This window comes from Pseudomonas sp. NPDC086278 (genome assembly GCF_050280905.1).
Classification (GTDB): Bacteria; Pseudomonadota; Gammaproteobacteria; order Pseudomonadales; family Pseudomonadaceae; genus Aquipseudomonas.
In genome coordinates, this window is record NZ_JBNNWE010000009.1 from 40162 (window position 1) to 57018 (window position 16857).

The 16857-nt window shown below is 60.7% G+C and carries 9 protein-coding genes; 2 read left to right on the top strand and 7 right to left on the bottom strand.

Translation table 11 applies throughout. From position 1 onward, the window contains the following. Nucleotides 1-248: 248 nt before the first annotated feature. Nucleotides 249-5375, top strand: a complete 5127-nt coding sequence (locus ACQKP4_RS04750) for an NEL-type E3 ubiquitin ligase domain-containing protein (RefSeq protein ID WP_427630897.1) — start codon at nt 249-251, stop codon at nt 5373-5375. 67 nt (nt 5376-5442) lie between these two features. Further along, complete coding sequence (locus ACQKP4_RS04755; RefSeq protein WP_427630898.1) at nt 5443-11478, top strand: NEL-type E3 ubiquitin ligase domain-containing protein; 6036 nt, start codon at nt 5443-5445, stop codon at nt 11476-11478. Nucleotides 11479-11543: 65 nt separating this feature from the next. Here the strand turns inward: ACQKP4_RS04755 and ureC are convergent, their stop codons facing one another. The 7 genes from ureC to urtE all read right to left on the bottom strand — a co-directional run bounded on the left by ureC (nt 11544) and on the right by urtE (nt 16820). Further along, nucleotides 11544-13244 carry an urease subunit alpha gene (ureC, locus tag ACQKP4_RS04760; protein WP_427630900.1) on the bottom strand — a complete coding sequence of 567 codons (1701 nt, stop codon included), beginning with the start codon at nt 13242-13244 and terminating at the stop codon, nt 11544-11546. Between the two features lie 142 nt (nt 13245-13386). Continuing rightward, nucleotides 13387-13692 (bottom strand): urease subunit beta, encoded by a 306-nt coding sequence (locus tag ACQKP4_RS04765; protein ID WP_427630902.1) that lies wholly within the window; start codon nt 13690-13692, stop codon nt 13387-13389. Then, the gene (locus ACQKP4_RS04770) at nt 13689-14225 is read right to left on the bottom strand and encodes a GNAT family N-acetyltransferase (RefSeq protein WP_427630904.1); all 537 of its coding nucleotides are present in this window, start codon (nt 14223-14225) and stop codon (nt 13689-13691) included. The genes ACQKP4_RS04765 and ACQKP4_RS04770 overlap by 4 nt, the downstream gene beginning before the upstream one ends. A gap of 6 nt (nt 14226-14231) precedes the next feature. Further along, a complete protein-coding gene (locus tag ACQKP4_RS04775; protein ID WP_427630906.1) occupies nt 14232-14765 on the bottom strand; it encodes an N-acetyltransferase family protein in 534 nt (177 codons plus the stop codon). A 9-nt stretch (nt 14766-14774) separates the two neighbouring features. Beyond that, nucleotides 14775-15077, bottom strand: coding sequence for an urease subunit gamma (gene ureA, locus ACQKP4_RS04780; RefSeq protein ID WP_033055605.1), 303 nt, complete (start codon nt 15075-15077; stop codon nt 14775-14777). Nucleotides 15078-15238: 161 nt separating this feature from the next. Beyond that, on the bottom strand, nt 15239-16078 hold the full coding sequence (locus ACQKP4_RS04785) for an urease accessory protein UreD (protein ID WP_427630908.1): 840 nt from the start codon (nt 16076-16078) through the stop codon (nt 15239-15241). Between the two features lie 43 nt (nt 16079-16121). Continuing rightward, on the bottom strand, nt 16122-16820 hold the full coding sequence (urtE, locus tag ACQKP4_RS04790) for an urea ABC transporter ATP-binding subunit UrtE (RefSeq protein WP_427630910.1): 699 nt from the start codon (nt 16818-16820) through the stop codon (nt 16122-16124). Between the last annotated feature and the right edge of the window lie 37 nt (nt 16821-16857).

Consider the following 16857-nt stretch of genomic DNA (forward strand, 5'->3'; position numbering starts at 1 on the left):
TAAATGTCGTTTCGACTTTTCCGGGTTTTTTCAGCAGTTTTTTAAGCTTTTGTTTTGGCTGCGGGTGCATAAGCTGGGCACTCTGTTAATCGCATAGGGATTTGCGAAAAATGACTGCCGTACCAAAAAAAGCCATGTCGCAAACTTCGCCGACAGTGGTGGGTTTAGTCGACAACGTTCATTCGGACTATTTCGCGGAAAAAATACCGGCCCTGATTAAAACGGCTCCCGCTTCAAGGCTGGAATCGATGACCGACTTCAAAGCTGATTTCCCGGATTGGTATATCCAGGCTCAGCCAATGGATCGTCAATATCTGCAAGAACTCATACAGGAGCGTTGGCATTTACAGGAAGTTGTCGCTGGCAGGATTAATAACCTGCAAACGGACATCAAGGCCTTTGCGAAACCGTTACTTGCCCAGGCCATCAAGGATGAGCTGAACGTCGAACTGGACGTCGATACGACTGCATTGCGTCTGTATGAGCGCGCTACGTTAGGTTTTGGCATCGACACCCAGGCCAGTCGGGTCAGGCAATCATCGCTGCTGGAGGCCGCGCTACATAACTTCGAGGCGTCCGAAGCGCTGGAAGGCGCTTTTCGCGACGAGTCAGGCATTTTTGTCAAAGACGCTGAAGGCGAACTTCGGCGTCATCAATTAACGGTCGGACAGTTTGTCGCGTTGTGTCGCAAGCTCGATATCGGCGCGCAGTATCAACAACACATCAAGCCCTTGCTGGAACCCTCTGATGTCACTGAGCGAGACACCTTTGAACAACAGTTCATCGCTCAGGAAAGGGCTGCTTTCAATGAGTCCATGACCATTGCGTTATTGAAAAACGATATAGATGCCTATACCTGCGGCACGCTGAGAAAAGTCTGGGACAACCAGAAAAACATCCTGTATCGGAACCGCCCATTACAGGCACATCGGCTCTCACTGTTAGGCACCCGATTGACCGGCATTGTGCTGTTCAGCGCGGTGGCCGATCCCTCGAAAATAAAAACCGCTATCGATCAATTGGTGCCGGAACAGCTGCAAACCTTGCTGGACTGGTCGCGCCGCCTGTCGGTGTTGCCTGGGCAGGAATTTGACCAGTTCAAGGTATTGCAGGCCTTTTTTGCCAACGGCCCGACGGGCGTGGTCGAGGAAATGCTGCGCCGAAACGACGTTCATGAACACAGCCGACTGGACGGGACATTGATCGCCTACATCCCTGACGATCCGGATCACCCTCTCAAACAATACGATTCATTCACCGACTTCATGACGGCGCTGACCGCTCAGCTGCGCGGGGCGGAGTATCAGGCGTTTTTCAGCCGGTTCGTACCTCACAAGGACAAGGGCCGCTTCTTCGCCCGCGTCAACGAGCGCTTCAGCACCTTCACGTGGCATCAGCGCGAGCCGCTGAACATGGGGCCGTGGTGGCGGGAGACTGCCGTCGAGAACCCCGATGCCGAGCCGATCACCCGCGTTATTGACGGTGATTTCTGGCAACAATTCTGTCGCTGGCGCAAGGACAAGGCGCTCGCCGATGCGCGACAGATTGCCGTGCCCACGGGCGATGAAGATGCCGCTGCGCGCTGGAAACGACTGAGCAGCTACCTGGACATCGGCTGGAACCTCTTCAATTTTGGCGCCATGTTGGTCCCCGGTTTGGGCGAAGCTGTGCTGGCCGCCATGGTCGGGCAGATGATGCTCGAAACCCTGGAGGGAATAGAGGACTGGAGCACGGGCGACAAGGAAGAGGCCTCGGCCCATCTGACCGGCGTGCTGATCAATTTTGCCCAACTGACAATCATGGGCGCCGGGCACGTGCTGCCGGGTGGCGCGCCTGCGCCGGTCAAAGCCTCGCCCTTTATCGACGGATTGAAAACCGTCGAACTGGCCGACGGCACAACCCGTCTCTGGAACCCCGACCTGAGCCCTTACGAGCACAACGTGTCGCTGCCCAAAGACTCGCGACCGGACGAGCGCGGGCTTCATCGGCATAACGACCAGGACATCCTGCCGATGGACGGCAAATATTTTGAAGTAAAAGCACATCCCCATACCGGGCAGCCGCGCCTGCGGCATCCGAGCAGGCCGACGGCCTATCAGCCGAGGCTGGAGCACAACGGCGCCGGTGCCTGGCAAACCGAACTCGACCGACCTCGCGAGTGGGACAAAACGGTGTTGATGCGGCGTCTCGGTCCCTCTGTCGACGGATTTTCCGACGTGACACTGGAGCACATTCGCATCGCCAGCGGTGTTGACGAGCACGTGCTGCGCAAGCTGCAAGTGGAAACCGAGTCGCCGCCAGCCTTGTTGGCCGACACCCTCACGCGTTTCCAGGCCTATGCCGATGTGGCGACGCTGGTGGAGCAGATCCGGGCCAATCAGGTCGCGCCAGAATGGGTGGATCACCTGCCACCGCTGATGACAGAGCTGCCCTATTGGCCCGAGTACAAAGGCATCGAGCTTTTCCGCGGGCCGGAGTTATGGGGTGACTCCATCCTGCACGGCAATCCGCATGCCGCGCCTGCACACCGTGTGAAATTGACGTTTGCCGAACTGATCGCCGGGAAATTGTTCGACCGCGTGGTAGACGCCTTTGATGAGAACGAGCTGCAGCGACTACTCGGCCGCACGAGCCGCAGCGACAGGCCTGCAAGTATTGACGCGTTGCGCGAACGTCTGGCGTTGCGTGCACAGCAGCAGAACAATCGCCTGTTCCAGGCGTTCTACAAACGCGCAACGCTGACGTCCGACGCTAACGTCGCCTTGCTTCAGGACGCCTTTGCGCAGCTGCCCACTGATGTTGCCAAGGAGCTGCTGGCAGGGGCATCGCCGCAAGAGTTGGCGGTGATGGTCGAGCGCAAGCGCGTGCCGTTGCAGCTCAAGGAACGCGCTCGTGCGGCGTTGCTGGAGGTGCGGCTGAACCGCTCTTATGAAGGATTGTTTCTCGACGCACTGGAGAATGCGGACACCGAACGGCTGGTACTGCATTCGCTCGAATCACTGGCCGGCTGGTCGGATAACCTGCGCCTTGAAATCCGCAACGGTGCAATGACCGGAGTGCTGGAGGACAGCATCGGCCCGGTGGACGCCGCCGTGCGCAAGGTGCTGATCAGGAACGAAAACGGTTTGTATGAGGCGCGCAACGACAACGATCATGAGCTTCATGGCCCCGACAGCCTTTTCGCCGCGGTGCTGCATGCCTTGCCCGATGCCGAACGTGAAGCGCTGGGTTACCGGATCAACCAATCGGAGGCCTTGAAACAGGCGGTTCTACGCTCGCCTTTGAGCCACGAAACATTCAGGGCCATCCTTGCCGAGCATCCGCTGCGAAGGCTGAAGTTCGATCCCGAAACCATGAAGCTGCGCGGTGGCATGCGAGGCTTTCGTCGCGCCACCGGTCAATTGACCGAGCAGGAACGGCTGCAATCGTTGCGCCCTGGCTGGAGCGAAACCGACATTGAAACCTACCTGGCGCACAGCGACAGCGGGGCGACTGCGCAGGAACGGGTCAGCGCCCTTGAAGCCGAGTTCAATCAACTCAACAAGAGCTTTCGGCGCTGGCTCGATTCGCCCACCGATGCCTACCGGCTATCCCCGGATGGCATGTCCCAATGGCAGTCGCGCAACAGCGTCTACAAGTCCGTCAGGCAATGCTGGCAACGCAGCGGCCCCCGGGATGTCGATGCCCAGGGCAACCCGACGGGGTGGGTCCTTGACCTCAGTGATATCCCCCTCGGTCAGCACCTGGAAACGATGCCGAAGCTGGAAGCAAATTTTGACCATGTCACCCGACTGAAATTGTTCAACACCGGCATGACCGATGCCCACGTTTCGTTTCTCGAGCCGTTCCCCAGGTTGCGCTCGCTGAACATGAACGCAAATCAGTTGACCCGCTTGCCAGCGGCTGTGGGCCGAATGCGCCATCTGACCGATTTGCGCCTGGGCAACAACCGGATTGAACTGACCGGCCAGACAAGGGACGCCTTGCGCGATTTGTTCAACCTCGAAATCATCGACCTGCAACGCAACCCGCTGCGGCGTGTTCCGGACATCAGCCGCATGCCCCGACTGCACACGTTGATCCTGGCGGACACAGGGATCAGCACATGGCCTGACGGTCTGTTTTCCTTGGCCCGTATGCGGCATTTCCATCTGAGCCTGCAAGCCAATGTCATCACCTTGGTGCCGCAGGTGGTCCCCGGTTCGGTGGAAGCGGAACTGTTGGCCAGAACGCTGCTCAATCGCGAGCCGCGATGGATATCGCAGGCGAACCTTGATCAGTTGCGAGCGTACATCCGCTCTGTGGGCCTGGACCCTGAGCGTCCGTATCCGTCTCGTGGCGTGCGCGACAGCCTTGACTGGGAGACGGGGTTGACCCGAGAGCAATGGGTCGACCGCCAGCCAGTCTGGAACGAGGTGGAGGATGAATTCGGCTCGGTACCGTTCTTCGATCACATCCGCCTGCTCACCAGGTCCACCAGCTTCGAAAAGGACCGCGCGTTCCGGCTCGACATGACGGCCAAGCTCTGGCGAATGCTGGAGGCCATGCACAAGGACAGTGAACTGCGCCGCAATATCTTCACGCTGGCCCGAGAGCCGATCAACTGTGTCGATGCCGGTGCCTCGCTGTTCAATGCCATGGGCCTCGAGGTGCTCATCCACGAAGCCTACGAGTTGGCCAACCCGGGTCTGGTCGAAGCCGAATTGGTATCGCTGGCCAAGGGTAAATCCCGCCTGGATGAGTTGAGCCGGATCGCGCATAAGGAAATTGCCGGGCGTCTGGCGAAGGGCGAACGGTTCAGGCAGGTGAATGCACAAGGGGATGTCACCGGGACCATCGATGAAGTCGAGACTCACCTGGCCTACATGACGGACCTCGCCAGTCGGTTGGACTTGCCGTGGCAATCCCGGGACTTGCAGTTCCGAACGCATTCCGGCGTTACCCCGCAGATGATCGACGATGCCTGCACGCGTGTGCTGGCGCTGGAGGAGGGCGATCTGCTGCGTGATTCGATCGTCGAGCAGCCCTTCTGGGCGACCTACCTCCAGGGCTCCAACCGCGCAGCGTTCAAGGCTATCCGGCGCCGCCTCGATGCGACGACCGAGTTTTACATGGCCCTGGAAAAGCGGGCGACCGAATCGCTTTCCGCACAGGAAAAAGCGCAGTTGAAGGAAGAGATCAGGGTGCTCGCCGCAGAGCTCGGCAAACCGGAAAGCGAGTTCGCCCCCGGATGCGTCATGACCGCCGACGACTATGAAACAGAGATGAACCTGCTCAATGCGCAGAAGCTGGGATTGCTCAAGACGCTCACCCAACAAGCGATGGACCGGGCAAAACTGCAGAGGGGCGACATTCCCTTCACCGTAAAACCCTGAACCGCTACCCCGGCACGAAGACTGATTTTCGTGCCGGCCCCATGAGTCGTACATAAGGATATGTACCGTGCGAAACAAACACCAAAGCCCTGAAGAAACGGCGCTGCAATCAGCTGCTGCCGAGCAACAAAGTACCCACGTCGAGTTCATTGCCCAGTCCATTCCGGCCTGGTTGGTGAACGCCTCGCCCGAACGGCGAGCGATGGTGAAAAACGCCCCGATCACGCTCCCCGACTGGTATCTGATGGCCTCGCAGGCACAGCGCCAGGCCTTGAACGCAAGTCTCATGACGAGCATGGCGTCGCAAAACCTGCTGGATAAAACCATGGCGAGGATGCAAGACATCAACGCCTTCGCCCAGCCCTTGTTGGTCAAGGCGCTCAAGGATCAGTTCGCGGTGGAACTGGATGTCGGGAAAACCTTCCTCCAACTGAAAAAGCCGCTTGAAGTGGGCGTTTTCGCCACCGAGATCGATACGTTCGAGGTATTGAAACTGCCCCTGTTGCAAGCGGCGCTGCACAACTTTGAAGAAGGTGAGTGTGCGGCCGGCCACTATCACGCCTCATCAGGTTTTGTTGTCGAAACCGCGACCCCCGGCCAGTTCGACAAAGTGAGCACGTCGCTGACGGTGCTGAAGTTTTTGAAACTGTGCCGGGAGCTGGATATCGGGGCGAAGTATCAGGTTTACCTGAAGGACTTTTTGCAGCCCGCGAACCCGGTTGCAGTTGCGTTTCTGCGTCAACGGTTCGTGACCTGCCAAAAAGACGCGATGCGGGCGGCGGCCGAGACGGCCTTGTTGAAAAAGGACATTGAGCCGAAGCACTACTCGATGATCCAGTCGGTCATCGATGGAGAACTGAATCCCAGGGTGGATGGCAAACCGGTGTGGTTTCGTGACCTGGGATTGATGAAAAAAAAGATGACGGGGTGTGTGCTGTTTCTGATCGGTGAAAAGTATAAATACGCCGATGAAATGCTTCTTTACGTGCCCCATGACCCAGAACATCCGCTGAAACGATACAAGGGCCGGGCGCTGGACGCGGAGCTCAAACGCCAGTTCATGGCCCGGGACGCTTCGCAGCCCACCGACGGCAAACCCACCGCGTACCAGCAGTTTTTCAGCCAGTTCGTGGCCTATGCCGACCGGCCGTACTACTTCAGCCAGTTCACGCGCAAAGCGGCGGACGCGCTGGCGGACCCGCTGGGCGCTTTGCGATCGCCCTGGTTCAAAGGCGTTGAGGTGCTCATTCCGTTGACGGTGTTCGTCACGCCCAAAGAACTGCCACCTGAACCGACACCCAGGCAGGAGCCGGAAACCGACCCGTACATCCGTACATCCAGTTTTAGCGAGAACGGATTGTGGGGGCCGAACGTCGATCCCTGGGACCATCTCTATCGTCAGAGCATCGACAAAATCATCGCCGACGCCCGCCATTACGCGGTGCCCACGGCCGAGGTGGATGCCACGGTCCGGGCGCGGAAAATCGCCGTATTGCTGGAAATCGGCATGCTGGCATTGAACGGTGTCTCGATGTTCGTTCCGGTGCTGGGCGAGGTCATGATCGGCATCATGGCCGCGCAGATCATGAGCGAGACGTTTGAAGGGGCCATTGAATGGAGTGAGGGCGATCACCGGGCAGCCCGGGCGCACCTGACCGATGTCGCGGAAAACCTTGCAATGATTGCGGCCCTGCATGGCGCGGGCAAAGGCTTCGGCAAATTGGCCGCGGTCAAGCCCGAACCCGTTATCGAGCAGTTGCAACCGGTCACGCTGACCACGGGCGAGCAGCGACTCTGGAAACCGGATCTGGGCCCCTACAAGGTTCCCATCAGGTTGCCGACGGATTCGAAGCCAAACGAGCTGGGCCTGCACCGCTACAACGGCCAGGACATCCTGCCGCTGGACAATGATCGTTTTGTGGTCCGGCAGAACCCGGACGACGGGCAATACCGCATCCAGCACGCGAGCCGGGCGGATGCCTATGCACCGCGACTGCAACACAACGGTGCCGGCGCCTGGACCCACGAGGCCGAAGAGCCTTTGAGCTGGGACGGACCGATCCTGATGCGACGCCTGGGCTATCGCGCGCAAGCGTTCACCGATGCGCAACTGGAACAGGTGCGCATCACCAGTGGCGTGGCGCCCGATCAACTGCGGCGCCTGCATGTCGAACAACAGCCACCAGCGGCGCAGTTGAGCGACTCCCTGACGCGTTTTCGAATCGACCGCGACATTGAAACCTTCCGCGAACACATCGGCAGCGATGACCCGGCGATCTACGCCAAGGCTGATCTGCGTACGCAGTTCAGGCTCATCCGCCGTCAGGCATTGTTACCCAGCTCCCCCCCGATCAAGGTTCTGGACAGCAAGGCGAGGCTTATCTGGGAAGACCCTGTGACAGCGACAACCGCTTCGAGCAGGCTGACGTTCGTCGTGAGTGATCGGCAAGCGGCGAAGGGCTCCGTGCTCACCGACCTGCTGGACATGTTCAAGGCGCGAAACGTCGACATCGAAAGCGTGCCGGGGGCGGCGGATTTGCCGTTGGAGCAACGCGCCGTGGCGTTGCGTAAGGAAATTGCTCGGGCTGCGCAGAGCAAAAAGCGCTCATTGTTCGAGTCGCTGTACCAGGAGCAGGATGTCAGCGTCGACCCCCGCGTGGAGCGGATTAAAGGGTTTTTCCCGCAATTGCCGGGCATCGTTGCGCAGCAGATCCTCGAGGGCGCAACCCGTGAAGAGTGGGTAACCCTGGGCGAATCCGGGCCTTTGCCGCACGGCATTTACGAACAGGCCGAACGGGCCCGGCAGGAACTGCGTGTGGCCCATGCCTACGAAGGGCTTTATCTGGAGAACTCCTCCAGCGTCGACAGTGAACGCCTGGCCCTGCGCAGTCTCGAGGCGCTGCCAGGCTGGCCGGGTAATGTGCGCTTCGAGCTGCGTGAATACGGGCCGCAAGGGAAGTTGCTGGACACCATTGGTGCGCCGCAGGACCCGACACGCGCAGTGCTGGTGGTCGATGAAGACACACGGTTCGCTCAATCGTCTTCGGCCAACCTCTATGCGACTGTCTTGCAGGCGTTGACCGAACAAGAGCGGCAGGTAATGGGCTTCACGCTTGAAGATGCCGAACGCTTGAAGCAGACCGTGCAGCAGCAACCGTTGCCGCGAGACCGGTTCAGTGCGGTGCTTCAACAATATCGGTTGCTCAAGCCAGTCTTCGAGCCCGGCATGAAGTTGCTCGGCGGCGTGGGGGCAGCGCAGGTGGCCAACTTCTTTCGAACGCCACGCATGCGGGTGCTCAAGCTTTTCCCCGACTTCAGCGAGGCCGAGGTCGATAGCTTCCTGCACTCATTGGCTGAGGATGTTCGGGGCGGATTGACTCGGTATGAAGCCGAATACATGACCCTGAAAAATGAGCTGGAAACCTGGGCGCACGCCGGCATGACGGCAGATATTCGCAGCCGCGTAACGGGGCGCGTCGCGGGCTGGCGCCAGCGTCAGATAGCCAACGACCTCAAACGCTGCTGGCGGCGGCAGAGCGGTTCCACACTGACGATCGGCTCGACGATCGAACTGCCGGTGTTGAGTGGTCGATTCAGCCAGGTGGAAGCACTGACGATGACCGGTGCTGGCGTGCGCAACCTCGACGCCTTCCTCAAATGCTTCCCCGGTCTGAAAAAGCTGCGCCTGGAGGGCATGTCCCGGCTCAGTGAATTGCCTGAGGTGTTGGCTGAAATGCGCGATCTGACCCACTTGAGCTTCAGGCGCAGCGGGGTTCGCTTCAGCGCGCACAACGAGGCCGTGCTGGGTAGATTGAGCGCGCTTGAAGAACTCGATCTGACGAGGAACCCGTTAGGGGTCGCTCCGGATTTCGGCCCGATGACGCATCTGAAGAAAATCAATCTCAGTGGGACCGGCATCGACGAATGGCCCACGGGCACGACACAGCTGCCTGACCTGCAAGTACTGGACTTGCGCGAAAACGAGCTGACCGAAGTGCCGTCGGCGATGCTGGTCACGGCGGGTGATCAGGTCGAGGCGAATGCCAGGGTTCTGCGCGTCACTCTGCTTGAAGATAATCCCTTGAGTCGCCAGGGTTGGCAGCAGCTCAAGGACTATCGCGATCACTTGCAAGCGCTCAGGCCGCAGTTGTTGGAAGGCAGTCTTCCCGGTGCGTTCAAGGTCCAGGACTCGATGACCGGCAGAATTCGTCGACTGTACCCCGGCTACGATGAGTTCGATGTGGTGGAGTTTCTGCAAACCCACGGGGTTGCCTCGGAGGCCGAACTGACTCGGCTCGAGGGGGAATATGAAACATTGAATCGACAATTGTCCGCCTGGTCGTTTTCGGGCGGCGGCGCGCGCCAACGCTACGTGCGGGCCGGTCAGCGGCAAGACTTCGCCCATCTGACCGACCGGTACGAAGCCGCCGAGCGCATTCGCCGCTGTTGGCGACGGCAGGCGCCGCAACGCAATGCCGCGGATGGCAGCCCGATCGGTTTTGAACTCGACTTGAGTCGCCAGACGCTGGACAGCGTGCCGGACCTTGAGGCCGATTTCAGCCATGTAGGCTCGCTCAAACTCAGTGGCATGGGGCTGAGCGTTTCGCCCGAGGGATTCCTTTGGCGTTTCAGAGGCGTGCGCTGGCTGGATCTGTCAAACAACCAACTGACGGCGATACCCCCGGCCCTGGGTGAAATGAATGGCCTGACCCGCTTGTTTCTGCAGCGCAACCGCATTCGCCTGACTCCCGAGACGGCTGAGCTGCTGGCCGGGCGGACAACCCTCAGGGCGTTGAGCCTGTCTTCCAACCCGTTGGGCATGCTGCCGGATTTCAGCCGGATAACCGATATGCGCTCGCTGTCCCTGAACAACGTCGGGGTCGATACCTGGCCGGTCGGGCTGGGTGCGCAGCCGTTGCTGGATAGCATCGATTTGAGAAACAACCGGATCACCACGTTTCCGGAATCGGTCATCAACCCGTCTGCCGAGCAACTGGCCAACACGGCACGCCTCAACAACTTTTCGCACATCGGTGGCAACCCGTTGACCGAGGCGGCTCAGCAACAGCTGCGCGATTATTGGGCGCGACTCGAACGTGAGCGTCCGGATCTGTGGGGGCTGAGGCGACCGGGAGTCTTCGAGTATCTGCCACCGGGGGCGGCCGCGAACCCCGTGAGCGTGGGAGGACAGGGCCCCGGGGAGCTTGGGCGCTGGAGCAAAGACCTGCCCGCTGACCGGCTCACCGCGAGGGCTGCCCAGTGGCAGTCTTTGTCCGAACACGACGGCTCGCAGGGATTCTTCCGGGTGCTCTCTGATCTGGAAGACGCTGGCGCCGGCCATGAAGACCTGCAACAGCGCGTGTGGGAGGTCATCGATACCATCACCGAAACCAGCCCCGAATCCGCAGCCTTGCGCGCCGAGATGTTCGAGTGGGCGGGACGGCCAGCGTGCTGTGACCGTGCCGCGTTGTCGTTCAGCAATCTGGAGATCATGGCCATGGTCTACAGGGCCCGGACGCTGGCACTGGACGGGGAGCAGAGCGCGGCCCTGTTGAAACTGTCCAGAGGTTTGTTCCGGCTGGACGAGGTCGAGAAAATCGCGCTGGCCGATATTGGCAAGCGTACGGCCGCGATCAACGCCAACGCAGATTTGTCAGCCGTGCAGAAAGCCGAACTGATCCACCGACTGGAGGAGGTCGAAATAAAACTGGCCTACCGCTTCGGCCTCAAGGACCGCCTCGAACTGCCAGGACAGCCGAAGAAAGTCAGGTTCATCAGCATGGGCGGGGTCACGCCAGCCATGCTGGACGAGGCCTGTGCCAACGTCGTCAAGCTCGATGATTCGGCGGAGGAATTCCAGGCGCTGGTGTCGAGAGACTTCTGGAAAGACGCTGTGACCAACAAATACCGTGCGCAATTCGAAACCCAGCGCGAACCCTATCAGGATCGACTGGCCAGTCTGCGGGATAAACAGCAGGCAGGAGAACTGACCGAAGCGCAATACAAGACACAGTCTGAAGAGCTGGATGCCCAGCTCCAGATCGAAGAGTCGGCGCTGATCGAGAAACTTACCCGCGACGAGCTGGGCCAACACCCGCTCTGATCGGTAGCCCATGAGCAAAGGCCTGGAACTGCGCAAGCATCCAGGCCTTTTTTGTGCCGCTCAACTCAAAACAGGAAGTAACGCTGGGCCATCGGCAGCACATCCGCCGGCTCACACCACAGCAAAACGCCGTCAGCCTTGACCTGATACGTCTGCGGATCGACATCAATGCTCGGCAAGTAATCGTTATGGATCAAATCGGTTTTCTGCACCGCGCGACAGCCTTTGACCACGGCGATTTTTTTCTTCAGGCCCAAGGCTTCGGGAAGCCCGGCTTCCTGCGCTGCCTGGCTGATAAAGGTCAGGCTGGTGGCGTGCAGCGAGCCGCCGTAGCTGGCGAACATCGGGCGGTAATGCACCGGTTGCGGCGTCGGGATCGAGGCGTTGGCATCGCCCATCAGGCTGGCGGCGATGGCGCCGCCCTTGAGAATCAGCGTCGGCTTGACCCCGAAGAATGCCGGGCGCCACAGCACCAGGTCGGCCCATTTGCCCACTTCCACCGAACCGACTTCATGGCTGATGCCGTGGGTGATCGCCGGGTTGATGGTGTACTTGGCGATGTAGCGTTTGGCGCGGAAGTTGTCGTTGCCTGCGCCATCGCCGGGTAGCGGGCCGCGCTGTTTTTTCATCTTGTCGGCGGTCTGCCAGGTGCGCGTGATGACCTCGCCGACACGGCCCATGGCCTGGCTGTCGGAGCTGATCATCGAGAACGCGCCAAGGTCGTGGAGGATGTCTTCGGCGGCGATGGTTTCGCGACGGATGCGGCTTTCGGCGAAGGCCACGTCTTCGGCAATGCTCGGGTCGAGGTGGTGGCAGACCATCAGCATGTCGAGGTGTTCGTCGATGGTGTTGCGGGTGAACGGCCGGGTCGGGTTGGTCGAGCTCGGCAGCACGTTGGCGAAGCCGCAGGCCTTGATGATGTCCGGCGCATGCCCGCCGCCCGCACCTTCGGTGTGATAGGTGTGGATGGTGCGGCCCTTGAAGGCGGCGAGGGTGGTTTCGACGAAACCGGATTCGTTGAGGGTGTCGGTGTGGATCGCCACCTGCACGTCGTACTGGTCGGCGACGTTCAGGCAATTGTCGATGCTCGCCGGGGTGGTGCCCCAGTCCTCGTGCAGCTTGAGGCCGATGGCGCCGGCCTTGACCTGTTCGATCAACGGCTCCGGCAGGCTGGCGTTGCCCTTGCCGGTGAGGCCGATGTTCATCGGGAACGCATCGGCGGCCTGCAGCATGCGCGCCAGGTGCCACGGCCCGGAGGTGCAGGTGGTCGCATTGGTGCCGGTGGCCGGGCCGGTGCCGCCACCGATCATAGTGGTGACGCCGCTCATCAGCGCTTCTTCGATCTGTTGCGGGCAGATGAAGTGAATGTGCGTATCGATGCCGCCGGCGGTGAGGATCATGCCTTCGCCGGCGATGACTTCGGTGCTGGCGCCGATGGCAATGCTCACGTTCGGCTGCACGTCCGGGTTGCCGGCCTTGCCGATGCCGGCGACGCGCCCGTCCTTGAGGCCGACGTCGGCTTTGACGATGCCCCAGTGGTCGATGATCAAAGCGTTGGTGATGACCGTGTCGACGACTTCAGCGGCGAGCAATTGGCTTTGGCCCTGGCCATCGCGGATGACTTTGCCGCCGCCGAATTTCACTTCTTCGCCGTAGGTGGTGAAGTCTTTTTCGACCTCGATCCACAGCTCGGTGTCGGCCAGGCGCACCTTGTCGCCGACGGTAGGGCCGAACATGTCGGCATAGGCTTGACGGGAAATCTTCATGTGTTCGCCTTGGAATTCAATTGAGTTTGAGACTGTTCGCTGCGCTCACAGATTCGCGAGCAAGCCCGCTCCCACAGTTGACCGAGTTCCCCCTGTGGGAGCGGGCTTGCTCGCGAAGAGGCCAGTACAGGCCGCATGAAACCTAAAGATCCCCCATGATCCGCCCGGCAAACCCGAACACCCGGCGATGTCCGGCAAGGTCTACCAACTCGACCTCACGGCTTTGCCCCGGCTCGAAGCGTACGGCGGTGCCGGCGGGGATGTTCAGGCGCATGCCACGGCTGGCCGCGCGGTCGAAGGTCAGGGCGTCGTTGGTTTCAAAAAAATGATAATGCGAGCCGACCTGGATCGGTCGGTCGCCGCTGTTGGCCACTTTCAGGCGGACGGTGCGACGGCCGACGTTAAGCTCGATGTCGCCGGGCTGGATCTGGTATTCACCGGGAATCATCCATGCGCTCCTTGCAGAATCTTGTAGTAGAGGGCCGTCGGACGGTACGTCCCGCTTGGGTCGCAGGCGTAGTCGGGGATCTGTCCCGCGCGGGTGTAACCCTGCGCCTTGTAGAAATCTTCTGCCGGGGAGCCGGCTTCGGTGTCGAGGTAAAGCATGCCGCGCTTGTATTGGCGGGCGGCGAGTTCCAGGGCATTCATCAACTGTTGGCCCAGGCCGCGACGGCGCGCGTGCTCGCGTACCAGCAGCTTTTGCACTTCGGCGCGGTTCAAGCCATTGGCTTTCTGGCACAACGTCAGTTGCACGCTGGCTTCCACTTGTTCGTCGCGAACCACCACCCACAGCAGCACGTTGCCCTTGTTCAGGTTTTCCTGAACCTCATCGAAATAGGCGCGGGCCTGCGCGGCGTCGAGGTCTGCCATAAAGCCGACACTGGCGCCATACCCGACGGCATCCAGCAACAGATCGATCAAACCCTGGCGATAGTGCGCAAAGCTTTCAATATTCACACGACGCAGTTGGGCGGCGTTCATCAGCGATTACTCCTTGTGGGCAGTCGGCGGCTCCGCGCCTGGATTGAGGGTCAGTTGCATGAAGGTCAGGTCCAGCCAGCGGCCGAACTTGGTGCCCACCTGGGGCATTTGTCCGGTGGTGATGAACCCGGCGCGTTCATGCAGACGAATAGAGGCGGCGTTGCCGCTTTCGATGGCGGCGACCATCACATGCTTGTCGCAGCCCCTGGCGCGGTCGATCAGCACCGTCATCAGTTGCGGGCCGAGGCCGTTGCCGCGCTGGTCACTGCGCACGTACACCGAGTGCTCGACGGTGTGGCGAAAACCGTCGAACGGGCGCCAGTCACCAAATGAAGCGTAGCCCAGCACGCTGTTGTCACCGTCGACGATCACCAGAATCGGATAACCCTGGGATTGCCGGGCGCTGAACCAGGCCTGGCGGTTGCCCAGGTCCACCGCCTGTTCATTCCAGATCGCGGTGGTGTTGAGCACGGCGTCGTTGTAGATGTCGCGGATCGCCGGCAGGTCGGCGTGCAGCGCATCGCGGATGTGGTAAGTCATGACGCGTCCTCAGGCGATGGGTTGGTGGACGGTGACCAGTTTGGTGCCGTCGGGGAATGTCGCTTCCACCTGGATCTCCGGGATCATTTCCGGGATGCCTTCCATCACTTGTTCGCGGCTGAGCAGGGTGGTGCCGAAGTGCATCAGTTCGGCCACCGTTCGGCCGTCACGCGCGCCTTCGAGCAGGGCGGCGGAGATGTAGGCCATGGCTTCCGGGTAATTGAGTTTCACGCCGCGCGCCAAACGCCGCTCGGCGACGAGGCCGGCGGTGAAGATCAGCAGCTTGTCTTTTTCGCGTGGGGTCAGGTCCATCGTCAGAAATCCATAATCGGCAGATTAAAAAAGTATTCAGGTCTGTAAACACAACCCCCCTGTGGGAGCGGGCTTGCTCGCGAAGACGGCGGCACATCCAATATCAACCTGACTGACCACCGCGTTCGCGAGCAAGCCCGCTCCCACAATTGGAGCGCATTTCAGGTGCTCCATATTCGTGGGGGGACGGCTTCGCGGCCAAGCAACTCCGGCCGGAGCAAGCGCCACAGTTCGATCAGCCAGGCCCGCGCGAGCAACGCCTCACTGGCCAGGCACCGCGCCACCAACAACCCCGGCAACTGGGTCAAGTCCCCGCGCACGTCATGGGGCAGCGAGCGACAGGTTTCCAGCAGTTCGTTGTCGATCTCCCCGGTCACCAGCAACGTCGCAAACACCGGTTGCCCGTCCAGCCCGATGGGCGAGTCGAGCAAGCCGTCATTGCCGACAATGCGCTGGCGTTCGTGCCAGAGCAACTGTCCGTCGCGGCGGATATCCAGCTTGGCCTGGAAATGCCCGAGGTCGAAACGCTCGCCACTGGCCGGGCGGCCCAGCGCAACCACATCCCAGTAAAACAACCGCGCATCGCCTTCAAGGTCGATCGAGGTGCTGAGCTCGGCCTGGGCATCGCTGAAAATAATCGTCTCTTGCGGCAGCCATTCCAGGGTCGCACCGGCGGCTACGTGTAAATCCAGCTGCTGATAAGCGGGGCCCGCCGCGCGATACCACTTGGCCGCGCCCGGGCTGGTGATTTGCGCCCAGGCGCCTGTGCCGACGCTGGCCGAGATGTCCAGCCGATCACCGCCGGCAATTCCGCCCGGCGGGTGAACGATGATGTGCTGGCACACCTCGGGGCCTTCGGCATACAGGTGCTTTTGCACTCGCAGCGGGCCTTTGTGGCGGCGTTGGACCGGCCGCGTGCTGTCGCCGAAGCGGGCGTAGCCCAACTCCAGCTCGGCATGCCAGCTCGGGGTAAACAGCGTGATGGGGGCAGGTAAATTCATGTTTTCCAATGGTCGTCAGGACGCTACAGACTGGATCGTAGCCTCAGATAGTAACTAACCCGCGGACACCTTCGGTTTCCATATTTTCACCGCGTCCTTGCTGCACGATCTCGCCCCGGGACATCACCAGGTAGTGATCGGCCAGTTCGGCGGCGAAATCGTAGAACTGCTCCACCAGCAAGATCGCCATGTCGCCTCGGGCCGCGAGCTTCTTGATCACCGCGCCAATCTCCTTGATCACCGACGGCTGGATGCCTTCGGTGGGTTCGTCGAGGATCAGTAACCGTGGACGGCTGGCCAGCGCGCGGCCAATCGCCAATTGCTGCTGTTGACCGCCGGACAAGTCCCCGCCACGCCGTTGCTTCATTTGCAGCAGCACCGGGAACAGCTCGTAGATGAACGCAGGGACTTCCTTCGCTTCGCTGCCGGGGAACCGCGACAGGCCCATCAGCAGGTTTTCTTCGACGGTCAGCCGCCCGAAAATCTCCCGGCCTTGCGGCACGTAGGCGATCCCGGCATGCACCCGTTGATGGGGCTTGAACGTGGTGATCGATTTGCCTTCCCAGTTCACCGCGCCTTCCTTGGCCGGCAGCAAACCCATCAGGCATTTGAGCAGCGTGGTCTTGCCGACACCGTTGCGCCCGAGCAGGCAGGTGACTTCACCGACCTTCACCTCAAACGTCAGGCCGCGCAGGATGTGGCTACCGCCGTAATACTGGTGCAGCTTGTCGACTTGCAGCATGGTCAAATTCCTTCTGTTTCACCCAGAACCAGCTCCC

Bases quoted from the DNA above. Each gene is read 5' to 3' on its own strand.
- ACQKP4_RS04750 (WP_427630897.1), top strand. From the start codon at position 249: ATGACCGACTTCAAAGCTGATTTCCCGGATTGGTATATCCAGGCTCAG.
- ureC (WP_427630900.1), bottom strand. From the start codon at position 13,244: ATGAAGATTTCCCGTCAAGCCTATGCCGACATGTTCGGCCCTACCGTC.
- ACQKP4_RS04765 (WP_427630902.1), bottom strand. From the start codon at position 13,692: ATGATTCCCGGTGAATACCAGATCCAGCCCGGCGACATCGAGCTTAAC.
- ACQKP4_RS04770 (WP_427630904.1), bottom strand. From the start codon at position 14,225: ATGAACGCCGCCCAACTGCGTCGTGTGAATATTGAAAGCTTTGCGCAC.
- ACQKP4_RS04775 (WP_427630906.1), bottom strand. From the start codon at position 14,765: ATGACTTACCACATCCGCGATGCGCTGCACGCCGACCTGCCGGCGATC.
- ureA (WP_033055605.1), bottom strand. From the start codon at position 15,077: ATGGACCTGACCCCACGCGAAAAAGACAAGCTGCTGATCTTCACCGCC.
- ACQKP4_RS04785 (WP_427630908.1), bottom strand. From the start codon at position 16,078: ATGAATTTACCTGCCCCCATCACGCTGTTTACCCCGAGCTGGCATGCC.
- urtE (WP_427630910.1), bottom strand. From the start codon at position 16,820: ATGCTGCAAGTCGACAAGCTGCACCAGTATTACGGCGGTAGCCACATC.